The organism is Pseudomonas sp. MF6767 (assembly GCF_016405475.1).
GTDB classification, from domain to species: Bacteria; Pseudomonadota; Gammaproteobacteria; order Pseudomonadales; family Pseudomonadaceae; genus Aquipseudomonas; species Aquipseudomonas paracarnis.
Genome location: NZ_JAEKCY010000005.1, coordinates 213,329 through 228,332, shown reverse-complemented (window position 1 = coordinate 228,332; position 15,004 = coordinate 213,329). Strand labels below are relative to the sequence as shown.

Genomic DNA, 15,004 nt, shown 5'->3' with positions numbered 1-15,004 from the left:
CCTCGGGGGCGCCGGGGCACAAGAAGATCAGGCGATCTGCGCTTTGGAGGCCACTTCAGCGAACGTTGCCGGATCAAGCGCGTCCTCCTGCTCATCCAACACCTGACGTGGATGATCATTGCCCGGAATCGAACTGTCGATCAGCGCCAGCAATTGCGCACCCAGCGCCGTCAGAATGAAATTCTCGCCATTGCCGCCCTCTTCCTCAGGCCGCGACTCGATAAAGCCACGCTTGAACAGCAGCGCCTCGTAATCGGCAGCGGTCTTCTTGAGTGCGTCCAGGTTGCCAGTGTCCTCGCCGGCCGTCGCCTTCTCGGCCGCTTCTTGTTCGGCGTATTTGCGCGGGGCAAAGCTGCCTTCGCCGTTCTGCACTTCATGCAGCAGACGTTCGATCAGATCCCAATTGTAAGTCGTCATCCTGATTCCTCCTGCAGGCCGATGGAGTTAGCCCGTCTAAGGGAGTGACACGTTCCGGCACTGGCCGTTCAACCGAACGGACGGGCGTCATTTCTCTGAACTTTCCAGAGGTTCGCCGCCTCAACTGCACATCACTGCCAAGGAAGTCCGACCATGAAAACCTTGATGAAGCTGACCCTCGCCGCCACGCTGTTGAGCACCCTGCCCGCCTGGGCCTGCACGCCTGAGGAGGCCACGGCCAAGCGGGAGGAGTTGGCCAAGGAAGTGACCAAGCTCACAGAGCAGAACCCGACCAAGGCCAAGGAGATGAATGACCAGTTACAGAAGATGGACCTGGATACCGAAAGCGCCAAGTTTCCCGACAAGTGCCAGTTGATCGATGCGCGGCTCAAGGAGCTCAGAGAGGCTGCGGGGAAGCATTGAGCACAACGCGACGCAGAGCGTCTCTGGAGGCATTCCCACGCGGAGCGTGGGAACGATCATGGCGAAAAAAAACCGGACATTGTCCGGTTTTTTTATGCCCAACTGCTTATTCGGCAGCCGGAGCTTCTGGCTTGCGGCGCTTGAGCGGCGCCATGCCGTCCTTGCTGACGAGCGACAGGTTGTCGGTCTTCGGCCGGTTGGCGATCTTGCGCTTGGTCGGCGACTTGGCGCCGGTTTTCTTCTTGTCGCCCTTGGCGTCGGTCTTTTTCTTCTTCACGCCAACGGCCTTGCCCGACGCCTTGACCTTCTTCGGCCCGGTGTACGTGCCTTTGACTTCCTTGATGGTGCGGCGCTCGAACGACTGCTTCAGGTAGCGTTCGATGCTCGACATCAGGTTCCAGTCGCCGTGGCAGATCAGCGAGATAGCCAGGCCATCGTTGCCGGCCCGTCCGGTACGGCCGATACGGTGCACGTATTCGTCGCCGCTGCGGGGCATGTCGAAGTTGATCACCAGGTCCAGGCCGTCCACGTCGAGACCGCGTGCGGCAACATCGGTGGCCACCAGGATCTTGACGCCGCCCGCCTTGAGACGGTCGATGGCCAGCTTGCGGTCCTTCTGGTCTTTCTCGCCGTGCAGCACGAACGCCTTGTATTCCTGCGCAACCAGGCGCCCGTAGATACGGTCGGCGGCGGCACGGGTGTTGGTGAACACGATGGCCTTCTGGTAGGTCTCGTTGGCCAACAACCAGTTCAGGATCTGTTCTTTGTGCACGTTATGGTCAGCGGTGACGATCTGCTGGCGCGTGGTGGCGTTCAGGTCGCTGACGTTGTTGACCTGCAAGTGCTCAGGGTTGTTCAGCACCTTGGCGACCATATCGCGCAGGGTCGAACCACCGGTGGTGGCGGAGAACAGCATGGTCTGCTGGCGGTTGACGCACTCACCGACCAGACGTTGCACATCATCGGCAAAGCCCATGTCGAGCATGCGGTCGGCTTCGTCGAGCACCAGCACTTCGACTTCCTTGAGGTCGAGGTTGCCAGCGTTGAGCTGCTCGATCATGCGCCCTGGGGTGCCGATCAGGATGTCCGGTACCTTGCGCAACATCGCGGCCTGGACCTTGAAGTCTTCGCCACCGGTAATGATGCCGGACTTGATGAAGGTGAACTGCGAGAAGCGCTCGACTTCCTTCAGGGTCTGCTGGGCCAGCTCGCGGGTCGGCAGCAGGATCAGGGTCTTGATGCTGACGCGCACTTTGGCCGGGCCGATCAGGCGGTTAAGTACCGGAAGGACGAAAGCGGCGGTCTTGCCGCTGCCGGTTTGCGCCGTCACCCGCAGGTCACGCCCTTGCAGCGCGAGCGGGATGGCCGCTGCTTGCACAGGCGTAGGCTCGACAAATTTAAGCTCGGCCACGGCTTTAAGCAGGCGTTCGTGCAGGGCGAATTGGGAAAACACGGGTGCTACCTCGAAGAAATACAAAATATCAGCTGCATAGGTTACCGGTTTCGGGCGCCCAAACCGAGTTTCTTTACGCGAACGGGGCTAATCAGCTGCTTTTTTGTCAGCGATTTTGTCCAGAGCGTCAACTTTGTTGCACTTAAATGCTCTAATCGCCCCGTGTTGTCTTACAGAAGAATCGGTTCACTCATGGATATCAAACAGCTCTGGCTCAACGTCCAAGACCTTTGGGGCGCCCTCGATGAACACCCGGTCCTGCATTCCAGCCTAGGCTTGCTGGTGTTGCTGGTGGTGGCATTGGTGGTGGGAAGGGTCGCCCGTTACCTCATCCTGCACGCGGTCAAATTGCTCGGCCGGCAGCCGGCCCTGCACTGGCTGAACGACCTGCGGCATAACAAAGTCTTCCATCGCCTGGCGCAGATGACGCCATCGCTGGTGGTCCAGTTCGGCCTGTACCTGGTGCCGGACCTGAGCAAGACCGCCATTCTGTTTATCGGCAACGTCGCCCTGGCGATCACCATTCTGTTCATGGTTTTGGCCATGAGTGCCCTGCTCAACGCGCTGCTGGATATCTACGCACGCACCGAACACGCACGCACCCGCTCGATCAAGGGCTATGTGCAACTGGCGAAAATGGTGCTGTTCGTGTTCGGCGCGATCATCATCGTCGCCACCCTGATCGACCGCTCGCCGCTGTTGCTGCTGTCGGGCCTGGGTGCGATGTCGGCGGTGATTCTGTTGGTGTACAAGGACACGCTGCTGTCGTTCGTCGCCAGTGTGCAATTGACCAGCAACGACATGCTGCGCGTCGGTGACTGGATCGAAATGCCCCAGGTGGGTGCCGATGGCGATGTGGTGGACATCACCCTGCACACGGTGAAGGTGCAGAACTTCGACAAGACCATCGTTTCCATCCCCACCTGGCGCCTGATGTCCGAGTCGTTCAAGAACTGGCGTGGCATGCAGGCCTCCGGTGGGCGCCGTATCAAGCGCAGCCTGTACATCGACGCCAGCGGCGTACGCTTCCTGAACGACGAGGAAGAAGTGCGCATGACCCAGGTGCACTTGCTCAGCGGCTATATCAGCCGCAAGCAGGCCGAACTCAAGGCCTGGAACGAGGCTCAGGGCCACAGCGCGCAACTGTCGGCCAACCGTCGGCGCATGACCAACCTCGGCACCTTCCGCGCCTACGCACTGGCATACCTGCAAAGCCACCCGGACATCCAGCCGAACATGACCTGCATGGTGCGCCAGATGCAAACTACCGCCCAGGGCGTGCCGCTGGAGATCTACTGCTTTACCCGCACCACGGCGTGGGGCGATTACGAGCGGATCCAGGGCGATATCTTCGATTATCTGTTGGCGGTGTTGCCGGAGTTCGGGCTGAGCCTGTATCAGCAGCCGAGCGGCAACGACCTGCGCGCCGGCGTGCTGCCGGCATTGGCCGGGGCCACGCAGGTACCCGTCGCCGAAACGGCATGAGGTGATGCAAACGGGATTACGGCAGTGACGCCGTAATCTCCTTGCGGCAAACCTCAAGCACTTCATCGGCCAGTGCGGAATCATCCGGGCACGCCCGCGACAACATGATTGCGCCGATGGCATGGGCCATGCTGTCGAGCATTTTCGCGCGCACGCCTTCTTGTGGCGTCTCATGAGCTGCGTTGTACTTTGCTTCCAGGGCCTGCAGGGTATTTTCCAAACCGTCGGCAAAGGTCGCCTTCAGCGTGTCCGATTGACGGGCGGCATCGGCACACAACGCCGCCAATGTGCATCCGCCGCCGCGATGGTCGCGGTGCTGCCTGGACAGGTAAACCTCGAAAAACTGCTCCACCTCCATCTCCGCGCTGTCGGCCAGTGACTGCGCCAGACTGTTGGCGGCTGCTTCCGCCATCAAGTCCGCCTTGGAACCGAAGTGCTTGTAAAAGCCGCCTTGGGTAAAACCGGCCGCAGCCATCAACTCGGCCACGCCCACCCCATCGAAACCCCGCTCGCGGAACAGCTCCGAAGCTGTCGCGACGATATGGGCCCGATTGCTCTGTGACTGCGCCTTGGTGATCTTCATGTCTGTGGTCCTGACAGCGTGCGAGATAGGCATATTACTATGATGTCGATCATAATCAAAACCGTTGACAGCTTTGATTATGATCGACATCATAAAACCTCCTCGCACTCACAGAGCATCACACCATGAGTACTTCCAACACCGTTCTGATCACTGGCGCTTCGACCGGCATTGGCGCCGCCTACGCCGAACGCTTTGCCGCACGCGGCCACGACCTCGTACTGGTCGCCCGTGACATCACGCGCCTGGAAGCGCTCGCCGCCAGGTTGCGTGAGCACCACGCCGTCAGCGTTGATATCCTCCCCGCCGACTTGACCCAGACCGCTGACCTGGCAGCAGTTGAAGCGCGCCTGCGTGATGACGCCAGCATTGGCACCCTGGTCAACAATGCCGGCGCCGCGCAGTCCGGCGGTTTTATCGAGCAGTCCACCGACAGCGTCGCGCAGTTGGTCGCCCTCAACACCACTGCACTGGTGCGCCTGGCCAGTGCTATCGCCCCGCGCCTGGCGGCAGCGGGCAACGGCGCTATCATCAACATCGGCTCGGTAGTGGGCCTGGCCCCGGAATTCGGCATGACGGTGTACGGCGCGACCAAGGCGTTCGTGTTGTTCCTGTCCCAGGGCATGAGCCTGGAGCTGGCGCCCAAAGGCGTGTACGTGCAAGCCGTGCTGCCCGCCGCCACGCGTACCGAGATCTGGGAGCGTGCGGGCATCGATATCAACACCCTCACCGACGTGATGGAAGTGGGTGATCTGGTGGACGCAGCGCTGGTGGGGTTCGATCGCCGCGAGCCGGTGACCATTCCGCCGTTGCAGGACGGCGCCCGTTGGGACGCGTTGCAGGCTGCGCGGCAAGGCTTGCTGGCACAGATCAAGCAGTCCCAGGTTGCCGAGCGTTACCTGGCCAACGCCTGAACAACCGGTAGCAGGCGTGCTGCGCGCCTGCCCCTTCTCACCGAAGCAACGAGCGTTGAACCATGAAGGCATTTTCCATCGAACGGTACGGCAAACAGCCCGGCCGCCTCACCGAGGCCCCCGCGCCTGTTGTGGGTGAGCATGACGTGCTGGTTCAGGTGCGGGCCAGCAGCGTCAATGTGCTGGATGCAAAGATCGCCAAGGGCGAATTCAAACTGATCCTGCCCTATGCGATGCCGTTGACACTCGGCAATGACCTGGCCGGCGTGGTGCTCAGCGTCGGCGCGGCGGTACGACGCTTCAAGCCGGGGGACGAAGTCTACGCCCGCCCGCCCCAGCAGCGTATCGGCACCTTCGCTGAGTTGATTGCCGTGCACGAAGACGCACTGGCGCGCAAACCCGACAACATCACCATGGAGCAAGCCGCGGCCCTGCCCCTGGTCGCGCTCACGGCGTGGCAGGTGCTGGTGGAAACCGCGAAGCTGAAGAAAGGCCAGAAAGTGTTCATTCATGCGGGCTCAGGCGGAGTGGGCAGTATCGCCATTCAGTTGGCCAAGCATTTGGGCGCTTTTGTCGCCACCACCACCAGCACCGCCAATGTCGAGTGGGTCAAGGCGTTGGGCGCGGATGTAGTGATCGACTACAAACAGCAAGCCTTCGAGGCCGTGCTGCGGGATTACGATGTGGTGCTGAACAGCCTGGGCCCGGATGCGCTGGCCAAGTCACTGAAGATTCTCAAGCCCGGCGGTCAGCTCATCTCCATCTCCGGGCCGCCGACACCCGCCTTCGCCCGCGCCCAGAACCTGCCCTGGTTATTGGGCCTGGTCATGGGTGTGTTGAGCAGCGGTATCCGCAGGAAAGCACGCAAGCAAGGCGTGAGCTATGAGTTTGTCTTCATGCGTGCCAGTGGCGCACAACTGGATGAAATCACCGCGCTGGTCGAGTCCGGCAGTATCCGGCCGGTTATCGACCGTACCTTTCCGTTCGAATCCACAGCGGCGGCCCTGGACTATGTCGAACAAGGCCGCGCCAAAGGCAAGGTGGTGATCACGATGGGGACGACACCGCCCGACGCACACCCAGCCGGCTGATCCAAACCGCCCCCAGAATCACCAGGCCGCCCAGGGCCAAACGGCCCAGCGGTTCGTGCTGGTTCCAGATCAGCAGGTTCAGCAGCAACCCCACCGGCACATGCAGGTTGTTCATCACCGCCAGGGTGCCGCCATTGACCAGGCAGGCGCCCTTGTTCCACCAGTACATGCCCAGCGCGGTGCTGACCAACCCGAGGAACACCAGCACACCCCATTGCAGCGGCGCTTGCGGCAGGAAGTCAGCCTTGCCGAACAGCAGGAACGCCGGCAACACCACCAACAAGGCGCCCAGGTAGAAATAACCGAAACGCCGGAAGTGCGGCTGATCACTGGGGTAACGCGCCACCAGGTGCTTGTACATGACTTGCCCGGCGGCGTAGGTGAAATTGGCCAATTGCAGCAGCAAGAACCCCATCAGGAAATGCGGGGTGATCTGATCGAAACGAATCACCGCCGCCCCCCCCACCGCCACCAGGGCCGCCACAAGCGCCCAGGGATTGAAGCGACGATTAAGCGCGTCCTCGATCAGGGTCACATGCAGCGGTGTGAGGATGGTGAACAGCAGCACTTCCGGCACCGTCAGCACACGAAAGCTCAGGTACAGGCATACGTAGGTCACGCCGAACTGCAATGCACCGATCACCAACATGCCGCGCATGAATGCGGGCTCCACCGAGCGCCAGCGCGTCAGCGGAATAAAGATCAGCCCGGCCAGCACCACGCGCACCAGCACCGCAAAGTAACTGTCGACGTGACCGGCGAGGTATTCGCCAATCAAGCTGAAGGAAAATGCCTGAATCAGGGTGACAACCAGTAGATAGCCCATGCGCGCCTCGTTTCGAATGGGCGCGACATTAAAGCTTTTTGGTTTTTGAAGAAACTCGGCGCAAAAAAAACCCGACCTCGCTAAAGCGGCAGTCGGGCAGGAGCACTCAGGAGCAAAAAGTGCAAAGGGAGGTTCGATACGCGTACTTGAAGGGTTTGCGTGGGGCTATATAAGCAGCACGGGATTATCTGACGATTAACGCCTCAGGCCACCTGGGCCAGCAGTGCCTTGGCGTGATTGACGCCCTTCTCCTGGAAGTCGCCGCCCAGGTTGACGCCTTCGGCGTGAATGAAGGTGACGTCATGAATGCCAATAAATGCCATGACCTGGCGCAGGTACGGTTCCTGGTGATCCGAGGTAGCACCCGTGTGAATACCGCCGCGTGCGGTGAGCACGATGGCGCGCTTGCCGGTCAACAGGCCCTGGGGCCCAGTGGCGGTGTATTTGAAAGTCACACCGGCCCGCAACACGTGATCCAGCCAGGCTTTGAGGGTGCTGGGGATAGCGAAGTTGTACATCGGCGCGGCCATCACCAACACGTCGGCGGCCAGCAGTTCGTCAGTCAACTCGTTGGAGCGGTCCAGGGACACCTGTTCGTCGTCGTTACGCTGCTCCGCCGGTTTCATCCAACCGCCCAACAGGTTGGCATCCAAGTGGGGTACCGGATTGAGCGCGACGTCGCGCACGGTGATGTGGTCTGCCGGATGGGCGACTTGCCATTGGCTGATGAACTGTTGGGTGAGCTGGCGGGAAATGGAATCCTGCTGGCGCGCACTGCTTTCGATGATCAGAACATTGGACATGGCTTCGTAGGCTCCATCGGTAATTGCTGTAAGTCGATGGAGAGAAGGTTAACCAGGGCCCATTCGATAAAAAAGCGCAAAAAACTGCTATAACCCATCTACAAATTTGTTTATAAGCGGAGTATTCCTGTGGGCGTGCTCCGCTGTTGCATTATTTTGGCGCGCAGTCCAAGGCAATACGCATCTTGATGATGGAGCGGTTGAACTTGACCGTGGTGTTAGTGCTTTTGCCAGCAGGCACGGTCACGGTACGACGGCGTGGCGATTCCGGGCCGTTGGTGAAGGTAACCTTGCACACCGCGTCCTGGGTACCGTAGTTGTTCAGCTGGATCGAACTGATGTCGCCGTCCACATCGGAGGCGGTGTAATCAATGCTCACGCCATCAATCTTTTTCGTCACGTCGATAGGGTAGGCAAACGCACTCATCGGCAGCAGCGCCAGCAACACACAACACAATTTTCTCATTCGGCAGTCTCCAATAAGGACCGCCAGCTTAGGACAAGAGGAGCTCATCTTGAAAGCGCCCCGCGTTACCCTCGATCAATGGCGCACCTTGCAAGCCGTGGTCGATCATGGCGGCTTTGCCCAAGCCGCCGAAGCGCTGCACCGTTCGCAATCTTCAGTGAGCTACACCGTAGCGCGCATGCAGGACCAACTCGGCGTCCCCTTGCTGCGTATCGACGGGCGCAAGGCGGTGCTGACCGAAGCCGGTGAAGTGCTGCTGCGCCGCTCCCGCCAACTGGTGAAAAACGCCAGCCAACTGGAAGACCTCGCCCATCACATGGAGCAGGGCTGGGAAGCCGAAGTGCGCCTGGTGGTGGATGCCGCCTACCCCAGCGCACGCCTCGTTCGCGCGCTGACCGCCTTTATGCCCCAAAGCCGTGGCTGCCGGGTGCGCCTGCGCGAAGAAGTGCTGTCCGGCGTCGAAGAGTTGCTGCTCGACGGCATGGCGGACCTGGCCATTTGCGGGTTTATCATCCCGGGCTACCTGGGCACGGAAATGAGCGATGTGGAGTTCGTCGCCGTGGCCCACCCCGATCACTCGCTGCATCGCCTCAACCGTGAGCTGAGTTTCCACGACCTGGAGAGCCAGATGCAGGTGGTGATCCGTGACTCCGGCCGCCAACAACCGCGCGACGTCGGCTGGCTAGGCGCCGAACAGCGCTGGACCGTCGGCAGCCTCGCTACTGCCGCCACCTTCGTCGGCAGCGGCCTGGGCTTTGCCTGGCTGCCCCGGCACATGATCGAGCGCGAACTCAAGGAAGGCGTGCTCAAGCAGCTTCCCCTGGAAAAAGGTGGCAGTCGCAACCCGACGTTTTACCTGTACTCCAACAAAGACAAACCCTTGGGGCCCGCCACGCAGATCCTCGTGGAATTGCTGCGCACCTTTGACACCGCTCCCCTGGACGCGCCCTTTGCCGCCCCCCAACAAGCCTGAAACGGAGTTCATCCATGGCCTGGTTCGATCATGAAGGCTGCAGCCTGCATTACGAGGAATACGGCCATGGCAACCCCCTGATCCTGATTCACGGCCTGGGCTCCAGCAGCCAGGATTGGGAACTGCAAGTACCGGTACTCGCCCGGCACTACCGCCTGATCGTGGTTGACGTGCGCGGCCATGGTCGCTCGGACAAACCCCGGGAGCGCTACAGCATCAAAGGGTTTACCTTCGACCTGGTCGCCCTGATCGAACACCTGGACCTGCCAGCGGCCCACGTGGTGGGTTTATCCATGGGCGGCATGATCGCCTTCCAACTGGCGGTGGATGAACCCCTGCGGGTCAAAAGCCTGTGCATCGTCAACAGCGCGCCTGAGGTCAAGGTGCGCAGTGCCGACGACTATTGGCAGTGGGCCAAACGCTGGACCCTGGCCCGCGTGCTCAGCCTGGGCACCATCGGCAAGGCCTTGGGCGATCGGCTGTTCCCAAAACCGGAGCAGGCCGACCTGCGCCGCAAGATGGCCGAACGCTGGGCAAGCAACGACAAACGTGCTTATCTCGCCAGCTTCGACGCCATCGTGGGCTGGGGCGTGCAGGAACAACTGTCGAGAATTGCCTGTCCAACCCTGGTCATCAGCGCCGACCATGACTACACCCCCGTGGCGCAGAAAGAAATCTATGTAAAACTGCTGCCCGATGCGCGGCTGGTGGTCATCGAAGATTCCCGCCATGCCACGCCCTTGGATCAACCCGAGGTCTTTAACGCGACCTTGCTCGAGTTTCTAAAGACCGTCGAAACCACTACCCAGGATCACTGACCCATGCTGAAAAAAATCGCCTTCTTTGCCGGTTCCGCCCTGTTCGCTGCCAACCTGATGGCGGCCGAGCCGGCCAAGGCGCCACACGTGTTGCTCGACACCACCAACGGCCAGATTGAAATCGAACTGGACCCGGTCAAGGCGCCGATCAGCACCAAGAACTTCCTGGCCTATGTCGACAAGGGCTTCTACACCAACACGATCTTTCACCGCGTGATCCCCGGCTTCATGGTCCAGGGCGGCGGGTTCACCCAGCAAATGGCGCAAAAGCCGACCGAAGCACCGATCAAGAACGAAGCCAGCAATGGCCTGCATAACGTGCGTGGCACCTTGTCCATGGCTCGCACCAATGACCCGAACTCGGCCACCAGCCAATTCTTCATCAACGTGGCCGACAATGCCTTCCTCGACCCGGGCCGCGATGCCGGTTATGCCGTGTTCGCCAAAGTGGTCAAGGGCATGGACGTGGTAGACATCATCGTCAACTCCCAGACCACCACCAAGCAAGGCATGCAGAACGTGCCTATCGATCCTGTGATCATCAAGTCGGCCAAGCGCATCGACTGAGGTCCGCAGGCAGCTTTGCACGGTGCCCGCATGGCACCGTGCACCTTTGAAAGGAGAGCCCGCCCGGCGGGCGTCAAACCTAATGCTCTATCGTCGTTTTGAACAACTGATCGATATTTTCCGCGACGCCCCCAGCGCGGCCCCTCCCGAAAAAGTCCTGCCCTTCTATCTCTATTACCTGCGCCAGGTGTGGCCGTGCTTCGCCGCGCTGCTGGTGGTGGGGCTGGTCGGCGCCCTGATCGAAGTTGCGTTGTTCAGCTACCTGAGCCGCATCATCGACCTGGCCCAGGGCACGCCACCGGCGAATTTTTTCCAGATCCACAGCGCCGAGCTGATCTGGATGGCCGTGGTCGCCCTGTTGTTGCGCCCGCTCTTCAACGGCCTGCATGACTTGCTGGTGCACCAGACCATCAACCCTGGCATGACCAGCCTGATTCGCTGGCAGAACCACAGCTACGTGCTCAAGCAGAGCCTGAATTTCTTTCAAAACGATTTCGCCGGGCGCATCGCCCAGCGGATCATGCAAACCGGCAACTCCTTGCGTGACTCGGCGGTGGCGACCGCGGAGGCTATCTGGCACGTGTCGATCTACGCCATCAGTGCCCTGGTGTTGTTTGCCGAGGCCGACTGGCGGCTGATGATTCCGCTGATCACCTGGATCGTTTGCTACAGCCTGGCCCTGCGTTACTTCGTACCTCGGGTGAAAGAACGCTCGGTGATTTCCTCCGAGGCGCGCTCCAAACTGATGGGCCGAATCGTCGACGGCTACACCAATATCACCACTTTGAAGCTGTTCGCCCATACGCAGAACGAACAGGAATACGCCAAGCAAGCGATCATCGAGCAGACCGAAAAAACCCAACTGGCCGCCCGCGTGCTCACCAGCATGGACACCGTGATCTGTATTCTGAACGGCCTGCTGATCGTCACCACTACTGGCCTGGCCCTGTGGCTGTGGACCCAGTCGCTGATTTCCGTGGGCGCGATTGCCCTGGCCACCGGCCTGGTGATCCGCATCGTCAACATGTCCGGCTGGATCATGTGGGTGGTCAACGGCATCTTCGAAAACATCGGCATTGTGCAAGACGGCCTGAAGACCATCGCCCAGCCACTGGCCGTTATCGATCGGGAAAACGCTCCGCGCCTGACGGTGCCCCACGGCCAGGTACGCTTTGAGCAAGTGGACTTCCACTACGGCAAGAAGAGCGGAATCATTGGCGGCCTCAACCTTGAGATCAAGGCCGGGGAAAAGATCGGCTTGATCGGCCCATCCGGCGCGGGCAAGTCGACGCTGGTCAACCTGCTGCTGCGCCTTTACGACCTGCAGGGCGGGCGCATCCTCATCGACGGCCAGGACATCGCCGAGGTCGCCCAGGAGAGCCTGCGCGCACAAATCGGCATGATCACCCAAGACACCTCGTTGCTGCACCGCTCGATCCGCGACAACCTGCTGTATGGCAAGCCCGACGCGACAGACGAAGAACTGTGGGCGGCGGTGCACAAGGCCCGCGCCGATGAATTCATCCCGCTGCTGTCGGATTCCGAGGGCCGCACCGGGCTGGATGCCCATGTGGGTGAACGCGGGGTGAAACTCTCCGGCGGGCAACGCCAGCGTATCGCTATCGCCCGTGTGCTGCTCAAGGACGCACCGATCCTGATCATGGACGAAGCCACCTCTGCGCTGGACTCTGAAGTGGAAGCGGCGATCCAGGAGAGCCTGGAAACCCTGATGCAGGGCAAGACGGTGATCGCAATTGCACACCGGTTGTCGACCATCGCACGAATGGACCGCCTGGTGGTGCTGGAAAAAGGCCAGATTGCCGAAAGCGGCAGCCATTCCGAGTTACTGGCATACGGCGGGCTTTATTCGCGGTTATGGCAGCATCAGACCGGGGGTTTTGTCGGCATAGACTGATTTTGCTGGGTAAAGCCCCGCTCAATTCCGAACAATTCTGACAGCTTTCTCTATCTGGCTGGTCTTGCGAGACAATCCTGCTGTACTGCAATCAGGCCCCAGGAGGGCCCTGATTTAAGGCAGCAGGGAAGCCACACAGACCGTTAATCAGATAGAGCAATCTAAGGAAGTGTTCATGTCACTGTTCAAACGTTCCGTAACGGAAGGACTGGGTACGTTTTGGCTGGTGTTGGGTGGCTGCGGGAGTGCGGTGTTGGCCGCAGCGTTCCCCAACGTCGGCATCGGCCTGCTCGGGGTGTCCCTGGCTTTCGGGCTCACGGTGCTGACCATGGCATTTGCCATCGGGCATATCAGCGGCTGTCACCTTAACCCGGCCGTCTCGGTGGGGTTGGTGGTCGGCGGCAGATTCCCGGCCAGGGAGTTGCCGGCCTACATCGTGTCGCAAGTGATCGGTGGCGCCATCGCCGCCGCACTGCTGTACTTCATCGCCAGCGGCAAACCCGGGTTCGAACTGGCCTCCGGGCTGGCAAGCAATGGTTATGGCGAGCATTCACCCGGTGGTTATTCAATGGCGGCAGGCTTTGTCTGTGAGCTGGTGATGACGGCGATGTTCGTGCTGATCATCCTTGGCGCCACCGACCGTCGAGCCCCGGCAGGCTTCGCGCCCATCGCCATCGGCCTGGGGCTGACGCTGATCCACCTGATCTCCATCCCGGTGACCAACACCTCGGTCAACCCGGCCCGCAGCACAGGGCCTGCGTTGATTGTCGGCGGCTGGGCGCTGCAGCAATTGTGGCTGTTCTGGCTCGCGCCCATCCTCGGCGCGGTGATCGGCGGCATTACGTACCGATGGGTGGGTGCAGAAAAAACAGCTTGACCCAATCCCTGCAGGAGCGAGCTTGCTCGCGAAAAACGCCAACGATGACGCGGTGCATACAGCTGTAATCCCGCGTCGTCTGCACGTTCTTCGCGAGCAAGCTCGCTCCTACAGGGTGTTTCACGTGCCGTCAGAGTGCCGATAAGGCAGGGCCGCCCTCGCCTCTTCGGCATACGCCAGAACCCCCACCCGTTCGCGCTCAAGAAAATCTTCCACAGCGTTCTTCAACCCCGGGTGGCGCAGGTAGTGCCATGACCGCGTAATCACCGGCTCAAACCCGCGAATCAATTTGTGCTCACCCTGGGCACCTGCATCGAAGCGTTGCAGGCCGTGGGCGATGGCGTAGTCCATGCCCTGGTAGAAACAGGTTTCGAAATGCAGGCGGTCGAATTCCGCCAGGCAACCCCAGTAGCGACCATAGAAGCTGTCGCCACCGAGCAGGCTGAAGGCCATGGCCACCGGGCGCGTGCCTTGTTTGGCCAAGACTACGCGTATGGCTGCCGGCATGCGCTCAGCCAACAAGCTGAAAAATACGCGGGTCAGGTAGGGCGATTGCCGACGCACCGCGTAGGTGTTGGCGTAGCAGGCGTAAACAAAATCCCACTGGGATTCGCTCAGCTCATGGCCTTGCAACCACTCGAACTCGATACCCTGCCCTGCCACTTGTTCGCGCTCTTTGCGCATCTGTTTGCGCTTGCGTGAACTCAGGGCGTCGAGGAAATCCTGGAAGTCGCGGTAACCACGGTTCTGCCAATGAAACTGACAACCCAAGCGTTGCAACCAGCCGGGGTGTTGGGCCATGGCTTCATCGGCGAGGGCATCGGTAAAGTTGATATGGGCGCTCGACAGGCCCTCGATCTCCAGATACCCCGGCAGGCTATTAAGCAATTCGAAAGCGTCTGCGGCACTGGCAGCCAATACGCGCGGCCCACCGACCGGGCTGAACGGCACGGCCGTCAGCAACTTGGGGTAATAGTCGATGCCGGCGCGCTCGCAAGCGTCGGCCCAGCCGTGATCGAACACGTACTCGCCATAAGAATGCCATTTGCGATAACCCGGCAATGCCGCCATCAACCGGTCGCCTTCCCAGTGCAGCAAGTGCTCCGTCTGCCAGCCCGAATGCGGGCCGATGCTGGCGCTGTCTTCCAGCGCACTGAGAAACCCATGCTGCATAAACGGCTGGGCCTGTGGCATCAGGGCATCCCACGTGTGCGCAGCGATATCGGACAGGCTGTCCAGGCGTTGCAGCGGCATCGGCATCCTCATTGTTTCTTGGCATGAAAACCTGGGGAGTATCGCTGATCACAGCCGCGCACACATCCTCAAAACACGCGGACAGACGTCAAAACCCTTAGTTCCGTTGCGTAACGATTTGTCATCTAGATGAAATCAC

At 60.6% G+C, this 15,004-nt stretch carries 16 protein-coding genes; 9 read left to right on the top strand and 7 right to left on the bottom strand.

All coding sequences use genetic code 11. From position 1 onward, the window contains the following. Positions 1-27: 27 nt before the first annotated feature. Entirely contained in the window at positions 28-417 is a 390-nt protein-coding gene (locus JFT58_RS11305) for a hypothetical protein (protein ID WP_034128303.1), read from the bottom strand. 153 nt (positions 418-570) lie between these two features. Here JFT58_RS11305 and JFT58_RS11300 point away from each other — a divergent pair, with 153 nt between their 5' ends. Further along, a complete protein-coding gene (locus tag JFT58_RS11300) occupies positions 571-840 on the top strand; it encodes a hypothetical protein (RefSeq protein WP_054897835.1) in 270 nt (89 codons plus the stop codon). Positions 841-946: 106 nt separating this feature from the next. Here JFT58_RS11300 and JFT58_RS11295 read toward each other — a convergent pair whose 3' ends face one another. After that, positions 947-2,293: a DEAD/DEAH box helicase gene (locus tag JFT58_RS11295; protein ID WP_003193110.1), complete on the bottom strand. Its 1,347-nt coding sequence runs from the start codon at positions 2,291-2,293 to the stop codon at positions 947-949. 192 nt (positions 2,294-2,485) lie between these two features. Here JFT58_RS11295 and JFT58_RS11290 point away from each other — a divergent pair, with 192 nt between their 5' ends. Further along, complete coding sequence (locus tag JFT58_RS11290; protein ID WP_034128301.1) at positions 2,486-3,778, top strand: mechanosensitive ion channel family protein; 1,293 nt, start codon at positions 2,486-2,488, stop codon at positions 3,776-3,778. 16 nt (positions 3,779-3,794) lie between these two features. Here the strand turns inward: JFT58_RS11290 and JFT58_RS11285 are convergent, their stop codons facing one another. Next, positions 3,795-4,361, bottom strand: coding sequence for a TetR/AcrR family transcriptional regulator (locus JFT58_RS11285; protein WP_034128300.1), 567 nt, complete (start codon positions 4,359-4,361; stop codon positions 3,795-3,797). Between the two features lie 125 nt (positions 4,362-4,486). Here JFT58_RS11285 and JFT58_RS11280 point away from each other — a divergent pair, with 125 nt between their 5' ends. Next, positions 4,487-5,275 carry an SDR family NAD(P)-dependent oxidoreductase gene (locus JFT58_RS11280; protein WP_054897836.1) on the top strand — a complete coding sequence of 263 codons (789 nt, stop codon included), beginning with the start codon at positions 4,487-4,489 and terminating at the stop codon, positions 5,273-5,275. A 62-nt stretch (positions 5,276-5,337) separates the two neighbouring features. Further along, complete coding sequence (locus JFT58_RS11275; RefSeq protein ID WP_054897837.1) at positions 5,338-6,366, top strand: NADP-dependent oxidoreductase; 1,029 nt, start codon at positions 5,338-5,340, stop codon at positions 6,364-6,366. On the opposite strand, the gene JFT58_RS11270 is transcribed toward JFT58_RS11275, so the two are convergent. The 3 genes from JFT58_RS11270 to JFT58_RS11260 form a co-directional block, all read right to left on the bottom strand. Further along, on the bottom strand, positions 6,323-7,192 hold the full coding sequence (locus tag JFT58_RS11270; protein WP_034128297.1) for a carboxylate/amino acid/amine transporter: 870 nt from the start codon (positions 7,190-7,192) through the stop codon (positions 6,323-6,325). The genes JFT58_RS11275 and JFT58_RS11270 overlap by 44 nt on opposite strands. A gap of 203 nt (positions 7,193-7,395) precedes the next feature. Next, complete coding sequence (locus tag JFT58_RS11265; RefSeq protein ID WP_044275035.1) at positions 7,396-7,995, bottom strand: FMN-dependent NADH-azoreductase; 600 nt, start codon at positions 7,993-7,995, stop codon at positions 7,396-7,398. 151 nt (positions 7,996-8,146) lie between these two features. Beyond that, on the bottom strand, positions 8,147-8,461 hold the full coding sequence (locus JFT58_RS11260; protein ID WP_054897838.1) for a hypothetical protein: 315 nt from the start codon (positions 8,459-8,461) through the stop codon (positions 8,147-8,149). A gap of 49 nt (positions 8,462-8,510) precedes the next feature. Between JFT58_RS11260 and JFT58_RS11255 the strand changes: the two genes are divergently transcribed. From JFT58_RS11255 to aqpZ, 5 genes are all read left to right on the top strand, one after another. Next, complete coding sequence (locus JFT58_RS11255) at positions 8,511-9,434, top strand: LysR family transcriptional regulator (RefSeq protein WP_003193120.1); 924 nt, start codon at positions 8,511-8,513, stop codon at positions 9,432-9,434. Between the two features lie 14 nt (positions 9,435-9,448). Then, the gene (locus JFT58_RS11250) at positions 9,449-10,252 is read left to right on the top strand and encodes an alpha/beta fold hydrolase (protein ID WP_054897839.1); all 804 of its coding nucleotides are present in this window, start codon (positions 9,449-9,451) and stop codon (positions 10,250-10,252) included. Between the two features lie 3 nt (positions 10,253-10,255). After that, the gene (locus tag JFT58_RS11245; protein WP_034128293.1) at positions 10,256-10,819 is read left to right on the top strand and encodes a peptidylprolyl isomerase; all 564 of its coding nucleotides are present in this window, start codon (positions 10,256-10,258) and stop codon (positions 10,817-10,819) included. 82 nt (positions 10,820-10,901) lie between these two features. Beyond that, positions 10,902-12,734: an ABC transporter ATP-binding protein gene (locus tag JFT58_RS11240; protein ID WP_054897840.1), complete on the top strand. Its 1,833-nt coding sequence runs from the start codon at positions 10,902-10,904 to the stop codon at positions 12,732-12,734. Between the two features lie 175 nt (positions 12,735-12,909). Beyond that, a complete protein-coding gene (aqpZ, locus tag JFT58_RS11235; protein ID WP_054897841.1) occupies positions 12,910-13,611 on the top strand; it encodes an aquaporin Z in 702 nt (233 codons plus the stop codon). 120 nt (positions 13,612-13,731) lie between these two features. Here the strand turns inward: aqpZ and JFT58_RS11230 are convergent, their stop codons facing one another. Then, entirely contained in the window at positions 13,732-14,865 is a 1,134-nt protein-coding gene (locus JFT58_RS11230; protein WP_054897842.1) for a GNAT family N-acetyltransferase, read from the bottom strand. Between the last annotated feature and the right edge of the window lie 139 nt (positions 14,866-15,004).

What these genes read in the sequence shown, in the direction of transcription:
- JFT58_RS11305 (WP_034128303.1), bottom strand. Translation starts at nt 417, where the DNA reads ATGACGACTTACAATTGGGATCTGATCGAACGTCTGCTGCATGAAGTG.
- JFT58_RS11300 (WP_054897835.1), top strand. Translation starts at nt 571, where the DNA reads ATGAAAACCTTGATGAAGCTGACCCTCGCCGCCACGCTGTTGAGCACC.
- JFT58_RS11290 (WP_034128301.1), top strand. Translation starts at nt 2,486, where the DNA reads ATGGATATCAAACAGCTCTGGCTCAACGTCCAAGACCTTTGGGGCGCC.
- JFT58_RS11285 (WP_034128300.1), bottom strand. Translation starts at nt 4,361, where the DNA reads ATGAAGATCACCAAGGCGCAGTCACAGAGCAATCGGGCCCATATCGTC.
- JFT58_RS11280 (WP_054897836.1), top strand. Translation starts at nt 4,487, where the DNA reads ATGAGTACTTCCAACACCGTTCTGATCACTGGCGCTTCGACCGGCATT.
- JFT58_RS11275 (WP_054897837.1), top strand. Translation starts at nt 5,338, where the DNA reads ATGAAGGCATTTTCCATCGAACGGTACGGCAAACAGCCCGGCCGCCTC.
- JFT58_RS11270 (WP_034128297.1), bottom strand. Translation starts at nt 7,192, where the DNA reads ATGGGCTATCTACTGGTTGTCACCCTGATTCAGGCATTTTCCTTCAGC.
- JFT58_RS11265 (WP_044275035.1), bottom strand. Translation starts at nt 7,995, where the DNA reads ATGTCCAATGTTCTGATCATCGAAAGCAGTGCGCGCCAGCAGGATTCC.
- JFT58_RS11260 (WP_054897838.1), bottom strand. Translation starts at nt 8,461, where the DNA reads ATGAGAAAATTGTGTTGTGTGTTGCTGGCGCTGCTGCCGATGAGTGCG.
- JFT58_RS11250 (WP_054897839.1), top strand. Translation starts at nt 9,449, where the DNA reads ATGGCCTGGTTCGATCATGAAGGCTGCAGCCTGCATTACGAGGAATAC.
- JFT58_RS11245 (WP_034128293.1), top strand. Translation starts at nt 10,256, where the DNA reads ATGCTGAAAAAAATCGCCTTCTTTGCCGGTTCCGCCCTGTTCGCTGCC.
- JFT58_RS11240 (WP_054897840.1), top strand. Translation starts at nt 10,902, where the DNA reads ATGCTCTATCGTCGTTTTGAACAACTGATCGATATTTTCCGCGACGCC.
- aqpZ (WP_054897841.1), top strand. Translation starts at nt 12,910, where the DNA reads ATGTCACTGTTCAAACGTTCCGTAACGGAAGGACTGGGTACGTTTTGG.
- JFT58_RS11230 (WP_054897842.1), bottom strand. Translation starts at nt 14,865, where the DNA reads ATGCCGCTGCAACGCCTGGACAGCCTGTCCGATATCGCTGCGCACACG.